The sequence below is a fragment of the Pseudomonas sp. NPDC096950 genome, from assembly GCF_044762525.1.
Classification (GTDB): domain Bacteria; phylum Pseudomonadota; class Gammaproteobacteria; order Pseudomonadales; family Pseudomonadaceae; genus Aquipseudomonas.
Window position 1 is genome coordinate 162,816 of record NZ_JBIWEL010000004.1, and the last position, 19,468, is coordinate 182,283.

General features: G+C 59.3%; 11 protein-coding genes. 6 read left to right on the forward strand and 5 right to left on the reverse strand.

Annotation, left to right across the window (positions count from 1 at the left end):
• Positions 1 to 15 precede the first annotated feature (15 nt).
• Entirely contained in the window at positions 16 to 9,132 is a 9,117-nt protein-coding gene (locus tag ACIQY3_RS09570) for an amino acid adenylation domain-containing protein (RefSeq protein ID WP_403018869.1), read from the reverse strand.
• A 598-nt stretch (positions 9,133 to 9,730) separates the two neighbouring features.
• Here ACIQY3_RS09570 and ACIQY3_RS09575 point away from each other — a divergent pair.
• Both ACIQY3_RS09575 and yghU read left to right on the forward strand, forming a co-directional pair.
• Positions 9,731 to 10,882: an epoxide hydrolase family protein gene (locus ACIQY3_RS09575; RefSeq protein WP_403018871.1), complete on the forward strand. Its 1,152-nt coding sequence runs from the start codon at positions 9,731 to 9,733 to the stop codon at positions 10,880 to 10,882.
• 97 nt (positions 10,883 to 10,979) lie between these two features.
• Positions 10,980 to 11,819: a glutathione-dependent disulfide-bond oxidoreductase gene (yghU, locus tag ACIQY3_RS09580; RefSeq protein ID WP_403018872.1), complete on the forward strand. Its 840-nt coding sequence runs from the start codon at positions 10,980 to 10,982 to the stop codon at positions 11,817 to 11,819.
• On the opposite strand, the gene ACIQY3_RS09585 is transcribed toward yghU, so the two are convergent.
• On the reverse strand, positions 11,816 to 12,520 hold the full coding sequence (locus tag ACIQY3_RS09585; protein WP_403018874.1) for a TetR family transcriptional regulator: 705 nt from the start codon (positions 12,518 to 12,520) through the stop codon (positions 11,816 to 11,818). The two genes, yghU and ACIQY3_RS09585, sit on opposite strands and share 4 nt — an antisense overlap.
• 128 nt (positions 12,521 to 12,648) lie before the next feature.
• Between ACIQY3_RS09585 and ACIQY3_RS09590 the strand changes: the two genes are divergently transcribed.
• Positions 12,649 to 13,485, forward strand: coding sequence for an NAD(P)H-binding protein (locus tag ACIQY3_RS09590; RefSeq protein WP_403018876.1), 837 nt, complete (start codon positions 12,649 to 12,651; stop codon positions 13,483 to 13,485).
• Positions 13,486 to 13,589: 104 nt separating this feature from the next.
• On the opposite strand, the gene ACIQY3_RS09595 is transcribed toward ACIQY3_RS09590, so the two are convergent.
• From ACIQY3_RS09595 to ACIQY3_RS09605, 3 genes are all read right to left on the reverse strand, one after another.
• On the reverse strand, positions 13,590 to 15,044 hold the full coding sequence (locus ACIQY3_RS09595; protein ID WP_403018877.1) for an aldehyde dehydrogenase family protein: 1,455 nt from the start codon (positions 15,042 to 15,044) through the stop codon (positions 13,590 to 13,592).
• Between the two features lie 109 nt (positions 15,045 to 15,153).
• A complete protein-coding gene (locus ACIQY3_RS09600) occupies positions 15,154 to 15,831 on the reverse strand; it encodes a type 1 glutamine amidotransferase domain-containing protein (RefSeq protein WP_403018879.1) in 678 nt (225 codons plus the stop codon).
• A gap of 26 nt (positions 15,832 to 15,857) precedes the next feature.
• Positions 15,858 to 16,454 (reverse strand): TetR/AcrR family transcriptional regulator, encoded by a 597-nt coding sequence (locus ACIQY3_RS09605; RefSeq protein WP_403018881.1) that lies wholly within the window; start codon positions 16,452 to 16,454, stop codon positions 15,858 to 15,860.
• A 182-nt stretch (positions 16,455 to 16,636) separates the two neighbouring features.
• Here ACIQY3_RS09605 and ACIQY3_RS09610 point away from each other — a divergent pair, with 182 nt between their 5' ends.
• From ACIQY3_RS09610 to ACIQY3_RS09620, 3 genes are all read left to right on the forward strand, one after another.
• The gene (locus tag ACIQY3_RS09610) at positions 16,637 to 17,575 is read left to right on the forward strand and encodes a GlxA family transcriptional regulator (protein WP_403018882.1); all 939 of its coding nucleotides are present in this window, start codon (positions 16,637 to 16,639) and stop codon (positions 17,573 to 17,575) included.
• A gap of 92 nt (positions 17,576 to 17,667) precedes the next feature.
• Entirely contained in the window at positions 17,668 to 18,183 is a 516-nt protein-coding gene (locus ACIQY3_RS09615; protein WP_403018883.1) for a GNAT family N-acetyltransferase, read from the forward strand.
• Positions 18,183 to 19,427 carry an MFS transporter gene (locus ACIQY3_RS09620; protein ID WP_403018884.1) on the forward strand — a complete coding sequence of 415 codons (1,245 nt, stop codon included), beginning with the start codon at positions 18,183 to 18,185 and terminating at the stop codon, positions 19,425 to 19,427. Before ACIQY3_RS09615 ends, ACIQY3_RS09620 begins: the two co-directional genes overlap by 1 nt.
• Positions 19,428 to 19,468: the final 41 nt, after the last annotated feature.

Genomic DNA, 19,468 nt, shown 5'->3' on the forward strand with positions numbered 1-19,468 from the left:
CTGCGACGCTAAACCTCAATCATCATTTTCTTGCAAAAGAACGCGATTGAATGCTTGAGCCAACTGCTTGCGATTGCTGACATCCTCCATCATCGTCACGTGCCTGCCTGGAATGGAAATGGAGCTGATCGCTAAATCAGGTAATACCTCTCTCCAACCGCCGACCATATCAACTTGCGGCAAACCGGCCCGCTCACGATCCGCGGCGTAGAAGTGATAAAGCGGGATCGGCAAGGGTAGCGGCTCATACGCGCCGGCTATTTGCGAATAATGATGAATCGCCTGCCATTTGACTGTTTCCAGTGAAATGTCCGCGTTTGAATCATAACCGCCCAAAGCCTGTGCTTTTTTTATCAATGCCCCCAGTTCTTCATCCCCGGCACCCTGGCTCAGTAGTTCAAACTTGTCAGCCTCCACCTCGCAAACCGTCGCCTTAACATGTTCGACAAAGTGCTGGTTAATATCCTGATTTCTATTAGGTAACTTATGTGGCGCGGGCACATCAATGAAGCCTAAAAACTCGACCTCGGCGTCTTTGCACAGCAACGCGCGGGCGATGGCAAAGGCAAGAATCCCTCCAGAGGAATACCCGGCGATGCGATAAGGCCCTTCAGGCTGTATCGCCTGGATAAGCGGCAGCATTCTGTCGGCCATCACCTCCAGCGATTGAGGAAGCGATTCACCCGCTGCCGACCACGGCAAAACATAGATCGGGCAACTTTCCCGGATAAATTGCGCCAGGGAAATCGCATACGAATAGTCAGCCAACCCGGAAGGCACGAAAAAAATCGGTGGTTCAGTGCCACCGGAGCGCACCGCAATCGCACCGTTTTGTGCCTTGAGTGCAGGGGACTGTGCGATGTGGGTCGCAAGACTGGCCAGTTGCGCGTGTGCAAACAGGTCACTCAGCGAACAATCCAGGCCATAACTGCGGATTTTTTGCATCAACTGCACAGCCATGAGCGAATGACCGCCGAGGGTGAAGAAATTGTCCTGGCGACCGATCTGCTCAACCCCGAGCAACCCTGACCACAGTGCTGCCAGGATCATCTCGGTCTCACCTTGCGGCGCTTCATAGGCCGCGTGGGCAAAGGCTTGCCCGTCAGGAACCGGCAGTGCTCGCCGATCAAGCTTGCCGTTGGGGGTCAGCGGCCAGCTATCCATGAGCACGAAGGCAGACGGCACCATGTAGTCGGGTAAACGCTCACTCAGATAACCGCGCAACAAAACTGCCAGCGGCAAACCTGCCTGCGGGTCGAATTCCCTGGCCTCTGGCTGAGCCACGACATAAGCGACCAGTCGCTTGTCAGTGTCTGCGCCTTGTACCACCACAACGGCCTCGTGGATGGAAGGATGCTCTGTCAGTCTTGCCGCAATTTCACCCGGCTCAATCCGCAAGCCACGGATCTTGACCTGATCGTCATTGCGGCCCAGGAATAGCAGATTCCCGTTCTGCAGATAACGGCCCAAGTCTCCCGTCCTGTACATCCGCGCTTCAGGTTTTTCGGAAAAGGGATCGCGCAAGAAGCGCTCGGCCGACAACTCCGGCTGATTCAAATAGCCACGCGCAACCCCAGCGCCGCCGATGTATATCTCACCTGCCGCCCCCACAGGAACCGGCTCGCCATGTGCGTCCAACAGGTAAATGCGCGCGTTTGGAATCGGCCGGCCTATTGGTACAGGATCAGGATCGTCGGACGAACAGCGATGGACCGTAGCCCAGACTGTCGTTTCAGTCGGGCCGTATTCATTGAATAACTCGACGGTCGTAAACGCTGAAAGTACGTCCTGTATCAGCTTCGCAGTACACACCTCACCCGCTACGATCACCTGACGCAGTTGCCCATACCCAAGTTGGGCCACTTGCGGTAGCACCAACCGTGCAAGCGAAGGCACCATCAGCACTGACGTCACGTTGTTTTCAATCAATAAGCGGCTAATGATCTGTGGATCCACGACTGCCTTGCTGCGCGGTAGACACAAAGCACCACCGGTGGTTAACGTTCCAAAAATGCCCGCTACGGAACTGTCGAAGGCCATCGAAGACAAGAGTAGAAAAACGGCATCGCTGGTTGGCTTGTAAATCGTGGTTCTTGCCAGCGTCGATGCGATCAATCCACGGTGTTCGACCATGACGCCCTTAGGCTGCCCGGTCGAACCCGATGTATAGATGATGTAGGCGAGATGGCGGGATGTAAGGCCGGCAATCCGCACATTGGCATCCATCTCTGCCGGGGTTTCGTTAGGATCAAGAACGGTGTAACGCTGTAAAGCCTCACCCAGCACGTGCTGCCCGACGGCATCGGCCAGCACCAGGGCTGGAGCGGTATCGTCGAGAATGTAGGCCAGTCGGTCTCCCGGATAGGCCGGATCAAGCGGTACATAGGCGCCACCCGCCTTCAGCACCGCCATCAGGGCAACCACCATGGCCGCTGAGCGCTCGACACACACCGCCACCCGCTGGTCCGGCCCGATGCCCAGTTCCACCAGCCGATGCGCCAGTCGATTCGACCTGGCATTGAGTTCACCATAGCAAAGCGCCTGTCCCTCAAAGACCAGCGCCGTCGCCTCTGGAGTGCGCGCAACCTGCTGCTCGAACAAATGATGAATGCACAAGTGATCCGGGTAAGCGGCCTCTGTCGCGTTCCACGTCTCGAGCAGCAATAAACGCTCAGCCCCGGGCAGAATATCCAGTTGCCGAACCGGTCGCTGCGGCGAGCGCTCCAGGGTCTGCGCCAGACTTTCCAGCGCGCGTTCCATGTAGCCACACACACGATCAGAATCGAATGGCGCGATCACTTGGGTCGTCAAACCCAGCGAGTGACCGAAATCTTCCACCGACAAGGTAAACGGATAATTGGTCCGTTCTTGCTCATTCAACAACTCGACGCCGGGCATTTTCCCCAGGGTCTGGACCACATTGTCTTCACCCGCCAGATCATTGTGCCGGTAATTGAGCAGCGCACTGAACAGCGGCGAGCCCGCGGCGACACCACTACACCGTTGCGCGAGCGCCAGCGAGGCATGCTCATGGGCAAGCAACTCGGCCAGTCGCGCATGAGCCTGCTGGACACTTTTGGCCGTATCAATACCACCTGAGTCGAACCGGATCGGCAGCGTATTGATGAACATGCCCATGGCTCGATCGGCCCCATGGCCCGCTTGCATGCGCCCAAACAGCACCGTGCCGAACACAACCTGTTCCTGGCCGCTGGTACGTGCCAACACTTGGGCAAACGCAACATGACACACGCTTGCGAGGCTCACATTTAATCGCCTTGCCTGGGTACGCAGCCGATCATTCAGTTCGGCGGACACCCGGCGGTGGGTCTGCCCCACCTGCGCGCCATCCAGATGCACCTCCGCCAAACCAAAGGGCAGCGTCGGTTCTTCTATGTCACCGAGCATTGCGGTGAAGAACCGTTCATGCTCCTCCACACTTTTGCCCAGACGCACTTGGCCGATCAGGTTGCGGAATGGTTGAGGCGCTGGCAGTTTCTCTCCGCGACCAGCAAGGAACGCCTGCACTTCGTTATAGAAAAACTGCAATGAAGAAGCATCGTCAATCAAGTGATGCTGCAATTGCATCAGGATGAAGCGATCTTCGACAGGGTCACGAGCCACGATGAAACACAGCACCGGGGCCTGGCTCAGGTCGATTCTGTGACGGCTTGAATTAAAACGCCGGGAAAGCTGCTCGGTGATCGAACCGTCCGCCGGATCGAGAACAATATTCGTAATGGAGAGCGGCGCTTTTCGCCAGACAACCTGCGCTGCGCGTGACATCCCCTCCCAAACGAAGGCCGTGCGCAAAATGTCGTGACGGTCTACCACCTGTTGAACCGCGCCAAGATAACGCTCCACCGTTTCAAGATCAGGGAAAGCCATCTGGGCAACCAACAGATAGGGGTCCCCCTCCTCTGCCAGCAGGTGATGGAACAGGATGCCGTCCTGCATGGGTGACAGCGCATAGATATCCTGGATGTTGGCTACGCCTCCGGGAACCTGCGACACAATCCGATCGATGTCCGATTGCTCAAGATCAATCAAGGGCAACAGTTCGGGCGTGATGTTGATTGTCTCGGGCCTGATCGGATTGGATGGCACCACCACTTCGCGGTGCTGGCCAAGCGTGTTGGCCAGAACGGACAACACTGGCGTTTGAAACAGATCGCGCACAGCCAGGCTCAGACCCTGGCGGCGCAAGCGTTCGATCAACCGCACAGCCATGAGCGAATGCCCACCGAGGGCAAAAAAGTTGTCATGACGACTGACCCGTTCAATCCCCAGCAGCTCTGACCAGATTGCCGCAAGGGCCGCTTCGATCTCGCCCAGCGGAGCCTCGTAAGCCTCGCGGGCGAAAGCATCGCCGTCAGGACGCGGCAGCGCCCGTCGGTCCAGCTTGCCATTGGCGGTCAGGGGGAAGCTGTCCATTCGCACGAAAGCCGACGGCACCATGTAATCGGGCAGACGACCACTCAGATAATCACGCAAGGCGCTCGCGTCGGTTTCCGCCACCTCGGGCTGAGCCACGACATACGCCACCAAGCGCTTGTCGCTGTCGGCGCCTTGCGCCACGACTACCGCCTCGCGGATGGAAGGATGCTCGCCCAGGTTGGCCGCGATCTCACCCAGCTCAATCCGGAAGCCGCGGATCTTGACCTGATCGTCATTGCGCCCGAGATACGCCAGGTCCCCGTTCGGCAGGTAACGGGCCAGGTCGCCGGTCCGGTACATCCGCGCTTCGGGCTGATCAGAAAACGGATCACGCAAGAAGCGCTCGGCCGTCAGGTCCGGGCGGTTCAGGTAACCGCGCGCCACACCGGCGCCGCCGACGTACATCTCCCCCACGGCGCCCATCGGGACCGGTTGGCCAAACGCGTCCAGAAGATAAAGATGCAAATCCGGCAGGCGCTGGCCGATCACGCTGTCGGTGCGTTGCGCATCGGATGCGGTCAGCGGGTAATAGGTAACGTGGACCGTGGTTTCGGTGATCCCGTACATGTTGACCAGTTGCGGGGCCGATTCGCCGCGCGTGCCATACCAGTCGCGCAGGGTCGCCGGTTGCAGGGCTTCACCGCCAAAGATGACATAGCGCAGCCGATCCGATGACGGCTGGACGAATTCCATCAGGGCGGTGAACGCGCTTGGGGTCTGGTTCAGGACGGTGACGCCTTGCTCGCACAGCAACTGGTAGAACGCTTGTGGAGCACGGGTGACAGCATGTGGGACCAACACCAGCGTGCCGCCATAACGCAGCGCGCCCCACAGTTCCCAGACCGAGAAGTCGAAGGCGAACGAGTGGAACAGGCACCACACGTCGCTGGCCGCAAAACCGAAATCGGCCTGCGTGGTGTCGAACAAACGCACCACCTGGGCATGCTCGACCATCACGCCTTTAGGCTGACCGGTCGAACCCGAGGTGTAGATGATATAGGCCAGGTTTTGCGGCGTAAGGCCAGGAACATCCGGGTTGGTGTCGGCACCGGCCGACGCCTCGCGAGGGTCCAGTACCGCATACGCCTGCAGATCACTGCCCAGCGCATCGCGCCCGACCGCATCCGCCAACACCAGGACCGGCGCCGTATCATCCAGAATGAAAGAAAGCCGCTCCCCCGAATAGGCCGGATCGAGTGGCACATACGCCCCGCCCGCCTTCAGGATCGCCAGCAGCCCCACGACCATCGCCAGGGACCGCTCGACACAGATCGCCACCCGCTGCTCCGGCCTGACGCCTGACGCAATCAGCTGGTGCGCCAGGCGGTTGGCCCTGGCGTTGAGTTCGCCATAGCTGAGCACCTCGTCCCCGAAGACCAGTGCCTTCGCCTTGGGGTTGCGGGCAACTTGCTCCTCGAATAGCTGATGCATGCACAACTGATCCGGACGGGACTCAACCGTCGCGTTCCACGTCTTGAGCAGCAAGGTGCGTTCATCGGCATCAAGAAGCTCGATCGCGGCGGCCGTTTGGCCTGCATCCTTGATCATCTGAGCAAGGGCAGTCGTCAGGTAACCCACATGACGCTCAATTGTCACCGAGTCAAATAATGCCGTCGCATAGCCCAGCGCACCAACGATTCGGTCGCCCTCCTCGGCCAGGTTCAGCTCCAGATCAAACCGGGCAACGTCGTAGGTAGAATGAACCGGGCTGGCTTCAAGGCCGGGTAAGGCCCATTGGCCTGCATCGTAGTTTTGCCAGGCGAAAACCACCTGAAACAGCGGCGTATGGCTTAACCGTCTAGGCGGCTGCGCGATCTCCACCACCTGCTCGAACGGCAGGTCCTGATGATCCTGGGCCTTGAGTGCCCTTTCGCGTACTCGGGCAAGGAGCTCGGCAACGCTCGGGCTGTCGCCCAGATCAATCCGCAACGCCAGCGTGTTTACAAAGAAGCCGATTAACGGCTCGATTTCGCGATGGCCCCGGTTGGCACTTGGCGCACCGATGACGATGTCTTCCTGCCCCGACAGACGTGACAGTACCGTCGACCAGGCCGCCAACAGCGTCATGAATAGCGTCGTGCCCTGCGCCTGGCAGAATTGCTTGAGGTCAGCGGTCAACTCTCGACTCAATTTGATCGGCACAGAGGCGCCCACGAAGGACTGCTGTTCAGGCCGCGGCCGGTCCGTTGGCAGATCGAGGAGCGTCGGAACATCGGCCAGCGCTTGCTTCCAGTAAGCCTTCTGCTCATTCAGCCGAGCGCCCGACAGCCATTGACGCTGCCATGCCGCATAGTCCGGATATTGGATCGCAAGCGACGGCAATGGACTGACTTGATCGTTACTGTAAGCCGTATACAGCGCACTCAAATCAGATAACAGCAGGCCAAGGGACCAGCCATCCGAGACGATATGGTGCTGTGTGAGGAGCAAGACATGCTCATCTGCAGATGAGGAACTTGTTTGCGCAAGGTTCGTCCGGATCAGGCAAGCGCGGACCAGCGGCCCCGTATCAAGATTAAAAGGGGCGCGAGCCTCTTCGGTACACAGCCTTGCAAGCTCGGCCTCTGCACTCGATCCCTTGACCGGCTCATCATGCAGATCGATCTGGCGCAATGGCAAACCGTGGTCACTGGCCAGCAGGCGCACTTCAACCTCACCCTCGTTATTAACGAAGACCGAGCGCAATGCCTCATGACGCGACCATAGTTCATCAAGGGCCTGTTGCAACACCTTCACGTTCAACGAGCCGCGCAATCTCAGGGCCAGGGGAATGTGATAGGCATCGCTGATTTCACTGTCCAGCTGTGCCAGGAACCATAGTCGCTGTTGGGCAAACGATGGCGGCAACGGCTTGTCGCGAGAGATGATCCCGATCGAGCCGCGCGCCACAGCGCCTGCGTCACGCTGCGCCTCAATCGCCAAGGCGACAGCCTGGAGCGTTGGAGAGGCGAACAAGGTTGCCAGAGGCAATTCCACTCCCAAAGAAGCTATCCGGCTGACCAATCGCACGGCAATGAGCGAATGCCCGCCGAGGGCAAAAAAATTGTCATGACGACTGACCCGTTCAATCCCCAGCAACTCTGACCAGATTGCCGCAAGGGCCACTTCGATCTCGCCCAGCGGAGCCTCGTAAGCCTCGCGGGCGAAAGCATCGCCGTCAGGACGCGGCAGCGCCCGTCGGTCCAGCTTGCCATTGGCGGTCAGGGGGAAGCTGTCCATTCGCACGAACGCCGACGGCACCATGTAATCGGGCAGACGACCACTCAGATAATCACGCAAGGCGCTCGCGTCGGTTTCCGCCACCTCGGGCTGAGCCACGACATACGCCACCAAGCGCTTGTCGCTGTCGGCGCCTTGCGCCACGACTACCGCCTCGCGGATGGAAGGATGCTCGCCCAGGTTGGCCGCGATCTCGCCCAGCTCGATCCGGAAGCCGCGGATCTTGACCTGATCGTCATTGCGCCCGAGATACGCCAGGTCCCCGTTCGACAGGTAACGGGCCAGGTCGCCGGTCCGGTACATCCGCGCTTCGGGCTGATCAGAAAACGGATCACGCAAGAAGCGCTCGGCCGTCAGGTCCGGGCGGTTCAGGTAACCGCGCGCCACGCCGGCGCCGCCGACGTACATCTCCCCCACGGCGCCCATCGGGACCGGTTGGCCAAACGCGTCCAGAAGATAAAGATGCAAATCCGGCAGGCGCTGGCCGATCACGCTGTCGGTGCGTTGCGCATCGGATGCGGTCAGCGGGTAATAGGTGACGTGGACCGTGGTTTCGGTGATCCCGTACATGTTGACCAGTTGCGGGGCCGATTCGCCGCGCGTGCCATACCAGTCGCGCAGGGTCGCCGGTTGCAGGGCTTCACCGCCAAAGATGACATAGCGCAGCCGATCCGATGACGGCTGGACGAATTCCATCAGGGCGGTGAACGCGCTTGGGGTCTGGTTCAGGACGGTGACGCCTTGCTCGCACAGCAACTGGTAGAACGCTTGTGGAGCACGGGTAACGGCATGCGGGACCAACACCAGCGTGCCGCCATAACGCAGGGCACCCCACAGTTCCCAGACCGAGAAGTCGAAGGCGAACGAGTGGAACAGGCACCACACGTCGCTGGCCGCAAAACCGAAATCGGCCTGCGTGGTGTCGAACAAACGCACCACCTGGACATGCTCGACCATCACGCCTTTAGGCTGACCGGTCGAACCCGAGGTGTAGATGATATAGGCCAGGTTTTGCGGCGTAAGGCCAGGAACATCCGGGTTGGTATCGGCACCGGCCGACGCCTCGCGCGGGTCCAGTACCGCATACGCCTGCAGATCACTGCCCAGCGCATCGCGCCCGACCGCATCCGCCAACACCAGGACCGGCGCCGTATCATCCAGAATGAAAGAAAGCCGCTCCCCCGAATAGGCCGGATCGAGTGGCACATACGCCCCGCCCGCCTTCAGGATCGCCAGCAGCCCCACGACCATCGCCAGGGACCGCTCGACACAGATCGCCACCCGCTGTTCTGGCCTGACGCCTGACGCAATCAGCTGGTGCGCCAGTCGGTTGGCCCTGGCGTTGAGTTCGCCATAGCTGAGCACCTCGCCCCCGAAGACCAGTGCTTTCGCCTCGGGGTTGCGGGCAACTTGCTGTTCAAACAAATGATGAGCACACAGGTGATCTGAATACCTGGAAGTACTTTGGTCGCGCATCCTTGCCTCCCAGAAGCAAACATCTTCGCTTCTGTCGATTAGTTACACTCACACCATGTAAGTGCATATTTCACAAAATATTGCCTATTAAACCCTACTTGCCGCTTAGCTCATTTACCTGTCACGCGCGAAGTACTGATCATCACACCTAGTTATTACCAATTGTAAGATAGGCGCCTTGGCGACACTGGCCTGGCAGCTTGCCCAGCCATCTCCGCCCTGAATCTTTCATGCCTTCATAAGCGCTCAAAACCAAGGGTTCCGGACCGGATCGCTGCGAAAACTAACATAGAAATCGACGACCCTCAGGTATATTCATCCGTCAAATTTCAAACTATACCTTGGGCATTTTTTGTGATAACCAACTCAATTTCTTGAAAATAAATGTTGTACATCAAGGGTGTACCCACGGCACATCGAAGTCAACACGGGTCAAAAACCTACCGACCTCCAGAAGTAAAACCGACCCACGCGGGCAATTATTTACTGAAGTTTTCAATCAATGAATGCTGGGCTTTCACGTTTATCCATTATCACCACGCACAAATTGGCGTAAGTTACGGACAACCTTGATTTCCTTTCAGGAATGAGCACGCCCATGCAACTCCAGCCTTTCAAAATCGCCATCCCCGATGCCGCCATCGCTGACCTGCACGACCGCCTGCGACGTACCCGTTGGCTGGAGGCCATCGACGGCCAGGGCTGGAGCGAGGGCACGGACCTGGGGTTTTTGCAGGCGTTGCTCGGGCACTGGGACGAGGGTTTTGACTGGCGCGCCCAAGAAGCGCAACTCAATCAATTGCCGCAATACCTCGCCCGGATCGGCGAGCAAACGGTGCATTTCGTTCATCAACCCGGCACTGGCCCGGCGCCGCTGCCATTGATCCTGACCCACGGCTGGCCGGGGTCGTTCGTGGAAATGCAACGCCTGATCCCCTTGCTCGCGGACCCGGCCAGCCATGGCGGCGATGCGGCGGATGCCTTCCATGTGGTGGTGCCATCGCTGCCGGGTTACGCCTTCTCTCCGGCGCCGACGCATAAGGGGGTCGGGCCATATGAAGTGGCCGAATTGTGGGCGACGCTGATGGCCGGTTTGGGTTATGAACGATTCGGCGCTCAGGGCGGCGATCTGGGCGCCGGGGTCTCGACCTGGCTGGGACGGCGTTTCCCCGAGCAGATCAGCGGGATTCATCTGAACTACGTGCCCGGTTCCTATCGTCCGCCACTGGGGCCCGACCACCCACCGATCTCCGGCGAAGAACAAGCCTTTCTCGATCGCGGCGCAGTCTTTGCCGATGCCGAGGGCGCCTACGCCAAAGTCCACGGCACCAAACCGCAGTCCCTGGCGATCGGCCTCAACGACTCACCGGCCGGATTGGCGGCATGGATCGTCGAGAAATTCCAGGCGTGGACCGATTGTTCCGGCGATCTGCAGCAAGCCGTTGCGCTGGATACGTTGCTGACCAACATCAGTGTCTATTGGTTTACCGGCAGCATCGGTTCGTCGTTGCGGCCGTATGTCGAAGGTCGCGCCCGTCCGCTGGCGTTTGCCGCCGGGGAACGGGTGCAACCACCCACCGCCGTGGCGCTGTTCCCCGCCGAACTGCCGATGCCGCCGCGCAGTTGGGTCGAGCGCTGTTTCAACGTGCAGCGCTGGACCTCCTTGCCCAAGGGTGGCCACTTCGCCGCGATGGAACAACCGCAGTTACTGGCCGAGGATATCCGGGCGTTCTTTCGGCCATTGCGTTGATCTTTGCAGGCGTGCCGAGTAAAAAAGCCTGTTCGCCGCGAGAACTGTCCATCCGCGGTTCTCGTGATCACCGTCAGCAACCCATAAGGTTTGTCTCATGAGCAAAGCGTCCTATGTGCCTCCCCAGGTCTGGAAAAACAACGCCCCGTCCGGCGGACAATTCGCCAGCATCAACCGCCCGACCGCAGGGCCGACCCACGACAAGGTATTACCCGTCGGCAAGCATCCGTTGCAGCTTTATTCCCTGGCCACGCCCAATGGCGTGAAGGTGACGATCCTGCTTGAAGAGCTGCTGGCGCTCGGGCATCGCGAAGCCGAATACGACGCCTGGTTGATCCGCATCAATGAGGGTGACCAGTTCTCCAGCGGCTTTGTCGGGATCAACCCCAACTCGAAAATCCCGGCCTTGCTGGACCGCAGCGTGGAGCCGGCCATCCGGGTCTTCGAGTCCGGTTCGATCCTGCTGTACCTCGCGGAAAAGTTCGGCGCCTTCCTCCCCAGCGATCTGGCAGGACGCACCGAAACCTTGAACTGGCTGTTCTGGCAAATGGGCGCGGCGCCCTACCTGGGCGGCGGTTTCGGGCATTTCTACGCGTACGCGCCGGAGAAGCTTGAGTACCCGATCAACCGTTTCACCATGGAAGCCAAGCGTCAGCTGGATGTGCTTGATCGCCGACTAGCGCAAAGCCCTTATCTGGCCGGCGACAGCTATACCATCGCGGATATCGCGGTCTGGCCGTGGTACGGCCAATTGGTGCGAAACAACGTGTATTCGGCGGCAGAGTTCCTGGCGGCCCACGAATACACCCACGTACAGCGCTGGGCGGAAGACATCGCCAAACGGCCGGCGGTCATCCGTGGCCAGCGGGTCAACCGCACGTGGGGCGATGAGGCGAGCCAAGTGCCTGAGCGGCACCAGGCTGAAGATTTGGCTTAATTGATTACTTCGGCGGCTGGATCGGGTTCACTCGATTCGGCCACCGGCGCCATGATTTCGCGCAACGACATACGCTTGAAGGCTTCGACCAAGCCCCGTCCTTCCTCGGGTGTGCAGGAGATGGCCAGCCGCATCGTCGCCTCCCCCAGGTGCCAAATCAGAAACGCGGACTCGCGCACCTGCCGCGCATCGCTGTCCGGGTAAACCCGCAGCATCGCGTCGCTCAAAAACACGCTGGCGATACGACTCTCCTGCAGCTCCAAATCCATCAGCTGTTTATCGGCCTGCATGCCAGACCAGATATCACGCATCGCCGGGGTCGCCAGGACGATTTCGTAATACTCGTCGAGCAGGTCTGAATAGGCGGTTTGAAGACCTTGCGCATCCTGGACTGCACTCAGCGCCTCTTCGATACAGCGGCGGCTTTCGGCGTTGTAGCGCTCGGCCAGCGTGCGGATCACCGAGCTTTTGTCGGGAAAGTACTGGTACAGCGAGCCAATCGAAATCTCCGAGCGCTCGGCAATTTCACTCATTTTGACCTGGTCGCTGCCCTTGCTCGCGATCAATTCCGTCGCGACGGTGAGAATGCGTTCCTGACGGTCGCGGCTGCGCTGCTGCGTGGGATTGCGCCGCGTGGGTTCTGCTACGGAGGCATCGATAATTTTCTTGGGCACCGGTGTAAATCTCCCGATCGTGAACATGACATAGGCTCACTTTAGCATCGGCCGTACGTCGGGCTCGGTAATTCTGCCCATTGACAGCAAAACGTGAGGGTCTATCATCTTTTTAACGTGAGTATCACTCACATTAACCCGAGGGAGATGAATCGATGAAAACCCAACAAGAAACCATCCTGATTCTCGGCGCCACCGGCAAAACCGGACGGCGGATTGCGCAGCGACTGGAAGCCGCCGGCCGGCCCGTTCGCCTGGGCTCTCGCGGGGCAAATCCTGCTTTCGACTGGGACGATCGAAGCACTTGGGCCGCTGCGCTGGACGGTATCCATGCGGTCTACATCGCGTTTCAACCCGACCTCGCGGTTCCGGGCGCGCTCGAAACCATTCAGGCATTCACCGCTCAAGCGGTTGATAGCGGCGTTCGCAAACTGGTGCTGCTTTCGGGGCGTGGAGAGATCGAAGCCGAACAAGCGGAGCGCGTCGTACAGAACAGCGGCGTCGATTGGACGATCCTGCGCGCCAGTTGGTTTGCCCAGAATTTCAGCGAGGCGCACTTCCTCGACCCGATCCTGCAAGGGGAATTCTTCCTACCCGTGGGCAACATTGCCGAGCCCTTCATCGATGCCGAAGACATCGCCGAAATCGCGGTCGCGGCGCTGACCCAACCCGGGCACTCCAACCAACTGTACGAACTGACCGGCCCACGCGCGCTGACCTTTGCCCAAGCCGTCGAGGAAATCGCCCGCGAGACACGCCGCGATATTCATTTCGCCACAGTGCCGGCCGACGACTATCGCCGAGCGCTGGAACAGGAAGAATTGCCCGCCGACGTGATCGACCTGGTGCTGTACCTGTTCACCACCGTGCTCGATGGCCGCAACACGCCTGTGGCCGATGGCGTGCAACGTGCATTGGGTCGGCCGGCGCGGGACTTCAGCGATTATGTCCGGCGTACGGCAGCGACCGGGGTTTGGGCCCACCAAGGGTAAATCTGGCTCCGTGGGCGCCTCATTTTGGCGTAACAACGAAAAAATCCCGGACACGTTAATGTCTCCGGGATTTTTCATTTGTGCCGCCGGGAACGGCTGCCGACTTACTTCTTGATCAACAGCGTTTTAGGGTTGGTGAACAGCAGTCGACCTTCATGCCCGCCTTCGGTGCCCACACCGGACTGTTTGTGACCGCCGAACGGGATGTCCACGCCTTGGGTGTGCATCTCGTTGACCCACACCATGCCGGTTTCCAGACGATTCGCCACCGCCACGGCCAGCCGGGTATCGCGTCCCCACACGGAGCCGCCCAAACCGAACGGGCTGTCGTTGGCGCGTTCGATCACATCGTCCACCTCGTCATACACGATGATCGGCACGATCGGACCGAACTGTTCTTCCTGGACGATTTTCGAGTTCTCCGGCGGGTTGTCCACCACGGTGACGGGAATGAAGTAACCCGGCCGCCCCTCGTCCACCTCCCCGCCCAGCACGATCTTCTGACCGTTGGCCTTGATGTCGTCGAGGAAGGTGCGGACTTTGTCGAACTGCATTTTGTTTTGCATCGGACCAATCGTTACGTCCGGATCGAGGCCGTCGCCGAGCTTCTGCCGGCGAGCGTACTCGACGAATGCCGCGACGAATCCTTCGTGGAATGACCGATGGATGTACAGGCGCTTGATGCCCACGCACCATTGGCCTGAGTTGCCAATCGCGCCCCAGAACAACTGGGGGATGGCGGATTTCCAGTCGGCATCGGGCAGGACGATGGCGGCGTCGTTACCGCCCATTTCCAGGGTCAGGCGCTTGACGGTGCCGGCAGCCGAGCGAATCACGTGCTTGCCGGTTTCCGTCGAGCCGGTGAAGCTGATTTTGGCGATGTCCGAGTGAGCCGTCATTTGCGGCCCGAGCTCGTTGCCGCCGGAGACAATCGACAGCACGCCCGGCGGGAATATCGATTGCGCAATTTGCCCGAAGCGCAATGTGGTCAGCGGCGTGAACGGCGACGGCTTGATCACCATGGTGTTACCGGTGAGCAACGCCGGGGCGACTTTCCACAGCGCCAGCAGCACCGGGAAATTCCACGGTGTGATAGCGCCGACCACACCCAACGGCGTGTGGTGCAGTTCTACGATGTGGCTGTCGGTGTCTTCGAGAATTTCGACCGGAATGCGTCGGGCGGCAATCTGGCGAATCCAGGAAATCGACTGGTCGACTTCCGGCTCGGCGCCACTCTTGAGCGGTTTACCCTGCTCCAAAGTCAGCAAACGAGCCAGTTCATCGCGGTGAACTTCCAGTGCGTCAGCATAGGCATTCAGGTAGCTCTGGCGTTCATCGTAACTGAGCAGCGACCAGCGCTTGAACGCAGACTTGGCCGCCGTCACGGCTTGATCAAGTTGTTCGGAAGTTGCCGCTGGCGCGTTAGCCAGCACTTGTCCTGTTGCGGGGTTTATTACTGCGAATGAATCTTTCGTCTCGACAAGTTCGCCGGCGATGCTCAGATAATAGGGACCTTCAAATAAATTGGCCGGCGCAATGCTACGCAACACGTTATTCATGACATCAACTCCAAAATATTAACTTTTCAGGCAATAGTTGGCCGACGTGCCAACGAATCGTCAGCACGCGACTTATAAACTTTAGAAAGGTAAGTGCTAGCGAGTTAAATCACGCCAGCAACTTGAGCAGCGCTTTTGCAACAGCTTCGGAACTTGCCGGGTTCTGACCGGTGACCAGCAGGCCGTCTTCGACAATAAACGACGCCCAGTCACTGCCCTTTTCATATCGAGCGCCGAGTGCCTTGAATTCATCTTCGATGAGAAACGGCACCACATCGGTCAGCCCGACACCGGCCTCTTCCGAATTGGTGAAACCGGTGACGCGGCGGTTCTTGATCAGCGGTTCACCGCTGGCGGCTTTGACATGACGCAGGGCGCCCGGGGCGTGGCACACGAAGCCGATGGGTTTGCCGGCGCGCTCAAAGGCCTCGATCAACGCAATCGAAGTGCTCGATTCCGCCAGATCCCACAGCGGACCGTGACCACCTGGGTAAAACACCGTGTCGAAATCAGCCTGCGAAACCGAATCCAGGGTCACGGTCGATGCCAAGGCCTGCTGCGCCGCCGGGTCGGCCTTGAAGCGCGCGGTGTATTCGGTCTGGAACTCGGGTTGATCACTTTTTGGGTCCAGCGGCGGCTGCCCGCCGGCTGGAGATGCCAGCACCACTTCAGCACCTGCGTCAGTAAAGGCGTAGTACGGCGCGGCGAATTCTTCGAGCCAGAAACCGGTTTTCTTGCCGGTGTTGCCCAGCTGATCGTGGGAGGTCAATACCATTAATACTTTCATGTGTGCTTCCTCGTAGGGTGTGGGTATCAGTTTTTTTCAGCGCATCCCAACAACGTTCGGGTCATCAGCATGGCTTCATCGAATGCAACGGTTGTAAGGGTTATCTTTGCCATGACACTCGCCCCCAACCACAACGCGTACAAGCGCAGCGCCATGCACTCGGGAGCTTCATCAATCGTCAACGATCCATCTTTAATGCCGCGATCCAGCGCGCCAGCCAGCACGCTGATGACTTGCGACGTGCCGCGATCCAGGGCCAACCGCATGGGTTCGGAAAGATCCGCCACCTCGGCCCCGAGTTTGACGGCCAGGCACTTGCCGGCATCTGTTTGCTGCGTCTGGTTGTCGATCCAGCACTGCCAGTACCGCAATAACTTCTGGCGCTCCGACGTATTCGGCGCCTGAAAAATCTGCCGTACTTCGTTCAAATAACTTTCAAAATAGTTATCCAGCAGCGCCACACCGAACGCATCTTTGGAACCGAAGTAATGATAAAACGAGCCTTTGGGAACATCGGCGGCTTGAAGTACTTCATTCAAACCCACCGCAGTAAAACCTTTATGACTCACAATCAGTTGTGCGGTATCAAGAATATGCTGCCTTACACTTTTACTGACGTTCATCTTCCTATCCAACTGTCTGAGTAGACCAGTCGTCTAGCTCGTTGAGTTGAATGTTAGGAGCCGGGTAAAAGTTGCACAATGTCAAATCCGCAAGGATTCCGGACATGGCCGTCACGATGTCAGTTGCCGTTTGCCGGACCAACCCCGACAATCACCGACTTGTCGCCCCCTGGAGAGATGGAATGCACAGCGTTGCATTGGTGGTTTATCCAAACTTTCAACCGCTGAGCCTGTCCGTAGGTTCGGTTTTCGAATGTGCAAACCTGCTGCACGATGAACCGGCCTACGAATTTCATCTCGTGTCGGAAACCGGCGGCGCCGTCATGTCCTCCCAGGGCTTTGCGGTGAACACCACGCCGATCCGCGCAGAGGGTTATGACACGCTGATTGTCAGCGGCTACCTTGAGTTCCAGTTGCCGGACACCAGCCTGCTTGAATTCGTCAGGGCCGCCTCCGCGCAATCGCGGCGGGTGGTGTCGTTGTGCACCGGCATCTTTGTGCTGGCTGAAGCCGGTTTGCTGGCCGGCAAACGCGCCACCACCCACTGGCTTCACGCGCCGGCCTTCCAGAAGCGCTACCCGGACATTCGTCTTGAGGAAAACAAGCTGTTCGTGGTGGACGGCCAAGTGTGGACAGGCGCGGGGATGAGCGCCGCGCTGGATTTGACGCTGGCCATGGTCGAGAACGATTTGGGCAGCGACCTGGCCCGGCGGATCTCGCGCAAACTGGTGATCTATCAGCGTCGTGGCAGCGAACAATCCCAACTGTCTGCGCTGCTGGAACTGGACCCCAAGTCTGATCGCGTGCAGTTGGCGATGGCCTACGCGCGGGAGAATCTGACGGATGATCTGTCGGTCGAAGCGCTCGCCGCCGTGGCGCGGCTCAGCCCTCGCCAGTTCAGTCGCTTGTTCAGGGAAGAAACCGGAAAAACACCCGCCAAGGCCATCGAAAGCCTGCGAGTCGAAGCCGCGCGAATCATGATGGAAACCGGCCGCCATCCCATCGAAGTCATCGCCAGGACGACCGGATTCGGTGACCGCGAACGCATGCGCCAGGCGTTTTTGCGGGCCTTCGGACAAGCGCCACAGGCGATGCAAACCGCGCTGTTCAACGCAGGGTAAAGCACCTCGCGGTTCTTTCACCTTTGCATTGATCTTTGCAGGCGCGCCGCGTAAAAAAGCCTGTCCCTTTTCGATCACGCAAGGAGCATTGGATGCTGGCGTTACACACCGAGCAGCTGTATTTCCGGACCATGGTCGAATCCGACTGGCCACTGTTTCTCAGACTGCATTCCGAACCCCAGACCATGCAATTCGTGTTTGGCGAAATCGCCGAGGAACAGATTCGCAAAGGCTTCGATCACCGGCTCCCGGCGTGGACGCCGCAGTCCGAGCATTGGTTGTGCCTGGTGGTGATCGACAAGGCCAGCGAGCAGGAACTGGGGGTCAGCGGTTTCCGGATTCTGTCGCCGGGCCACGCCGAGGTTGGCACGCTGCTGCTGCCGGAATTTCAAGGCAAGGGTTTTGGCACCGAGTCCCGGCGCGCGATCATCGATTACGCCGCGGCCATCGGCCTCGACTCGCTGGAGTCGACCGTCACCGATGGGAATATCGCCTCGTGCAAGGTGCTGGAGAAATGCGGTTTCGTGTTCGAACGCCGCGTGCCCCAGGCCTATCAGATTGGTGATCAGTGGTTTGACGACTTGATCTACCAGCTTCGGCTCACTTGATGAGTCAGCGCCCGGACACCGGCACCCTCGCCTCGTTACGCGCCCTGCCCCCTCCGACCCGCTGGCTGTTACTGGGGATCGGACTCGCCCGCGTCGCCTCATTTATGATCTGGCCGTTCATTGCCGTGGCGATGAACAAACGCTTCGGCACGCCGATCACCGAGATTGGCGCGCAACTGGCCCTCGGCGCGTTGATCTCGATTGCCTTGTCGCCGCTCAGCGGTCTGCTGGGCGATCGCTTCAACTCGCGCAACCTGATGCTGTTCGGCTGTGCGTTGTGCGCCAGTTGTTACCTGTTGATGGGCCTGCTGCCGGGGCAAACCAGTTACTTCGTGGCGATCATCGGCATGGCGCTGTCCCAGAGCATTCTCGAGCCACTGCTACGCATGCTGTTGAGTGACACCGCGGTCGATGATGCCCAGCGCACGTTCCTGTTCCATATCCGTTATTACGTGGTCAATTGCGCGGCGGCCATCGGTCCGCTGATTGGCCTGTGGTTTGCCAACCATCAAAGCGACGGCGTGTTTGCGATTGCCGTGTGCGTCTATGCGGTGCTGACCCTGACGATTATTAACGCTGCCCGCGCGCGCTTGCGTAACCCGCACCTGACGAAAACCGCCTCGCCACCGCTCCGGGAGATTTTCCGCGCGATCCTCGGCAGCAAGTTGTTTCTGTCGATTATCGTCGCCAACTTTTTCCTGGTGCTGGTCTACGCGCAAATCGATGAGCCGCTGACCTTTTACCTGCTGCAACTGAGCGTCGACGACATCAACCACATCATCGCCATGATGAGCTTCACCAACGCCGCCGTGGTGCTGGTGGTGCACTTGTTTTTGATGAGTTGGCTGATTGCCCTGGCCGACAAGACCGCCTACCTGATGGCGCTGGGCTGCCTGATGGTCGCGCACGCCCTGATTGCGTTGAACACCGGAGCCTGGTGGGCTGGCTGGCTGTTTGCGGTGGTCTTCGCCACTTTCGCCGAAATCATTGTGATGCCGCTGTTCGGCACCCTGATCGATCGCCTGGCGCCGCCGGGCATGCGTGGCAGTTTTATCGGGATTTCGATGCTGGCGGGGTTTGGCTCGGCGCTGGCGCCGCTGCTGGGGGCGGTGGTGATTGCGCATTTTGGCGGTGCGATGTTGTTCTGGGGGTTGGCGTTGGCTTGCATTCCGATTGGGTTGTTGGGGTATCGGGTGTTGCGGGTGAGTCAGCCTGAGGTGGTGCCAGCAACCTCCATGCCCTGAGACCCGCCCTTTGTGGGAGCGGGCTTGCTCGCGAATGCGGT

Bases quoted from the DNA above. Each gene is read 5' to 3' on its own strand.
- ACIQY3_RS09570 (WP_403018869.1), bottom strand. From the start codon at position 9,132: ATGCGCGACCAAAGTACTTCCAGGTATTCAGATCACCTGTGTGCTCAT.
- ACIQY3_RS09575 (WP_403018871.1), top strand. From the start codon at position 9,731: ATGCAACTCCAGCCTTTCAAAATCGCCATCCCCGATGCCGCCATCGCT.
- yghU (WP_403018872.1), top strand. From the start codon at position 10,980: ATGAGCAAAGCGTCCTATGTGCCTCCCCAGGTCTGGAAAAACAACGCC.
- ACIQY3_RS09585 (WP_403018874.1), bottom strand. From the start codon at position 12,520: ATGTTCACGATCGGGAGATTTACACCGGTGCCCAAGAAAATTATCGAT.
- ACIQY3_RS09590 (WP_403018876.1), top strand. From the start codon at position 12,649: ATGAAAACCCAACAAGAAACCATCCTGATTCTCGGCGCCACCGGCAAA.
- ACIQY3_RS09595 (WP_403018877.1), bottom strand. From the start codon at position 15,044: ATGAATAACGTGTTGCGTAGCATTGCGCCGGCCAATTTATTTGAAGGT.
- ACIQY3_RS09600 (WP_403018879.1), bottom strand. From the start codon at position 15,831: ATGAAAGTATTAATGGTATTGACCTCCCACGATCAGCTGGGCAACACC.
- ACIQY3_RS09605 (WP_403018881.1), bottom strand. From the start codon at position 16,454: ATGAACGTCAGTAAAAGTGTAAGGCAGCATATTCTTGATACCGCACAA.
- ACIQY3_RS09610 (WP_403018882.1), top strand. From the start codon at position 16,637: ATGCACAGCGTTGCATTGGTGGTTTATCCAAACTTTCAACCGCTGAGC.
- ACIQY3_RS09615 (WP_403018883.1), top strand. From the start codon at position 17,668: ATGCTGGCGTTACACACCGAGCAGCTGTATTTCCGGACCATGGTCGAA.
- ACIQY3_RS09620 (WP_403018884.1), top strand. From the start codon at position 18,183: ATGAGTCAGCGCCCGGACACCGGCACCCTCGCCTCGTTACGCGCCCTG.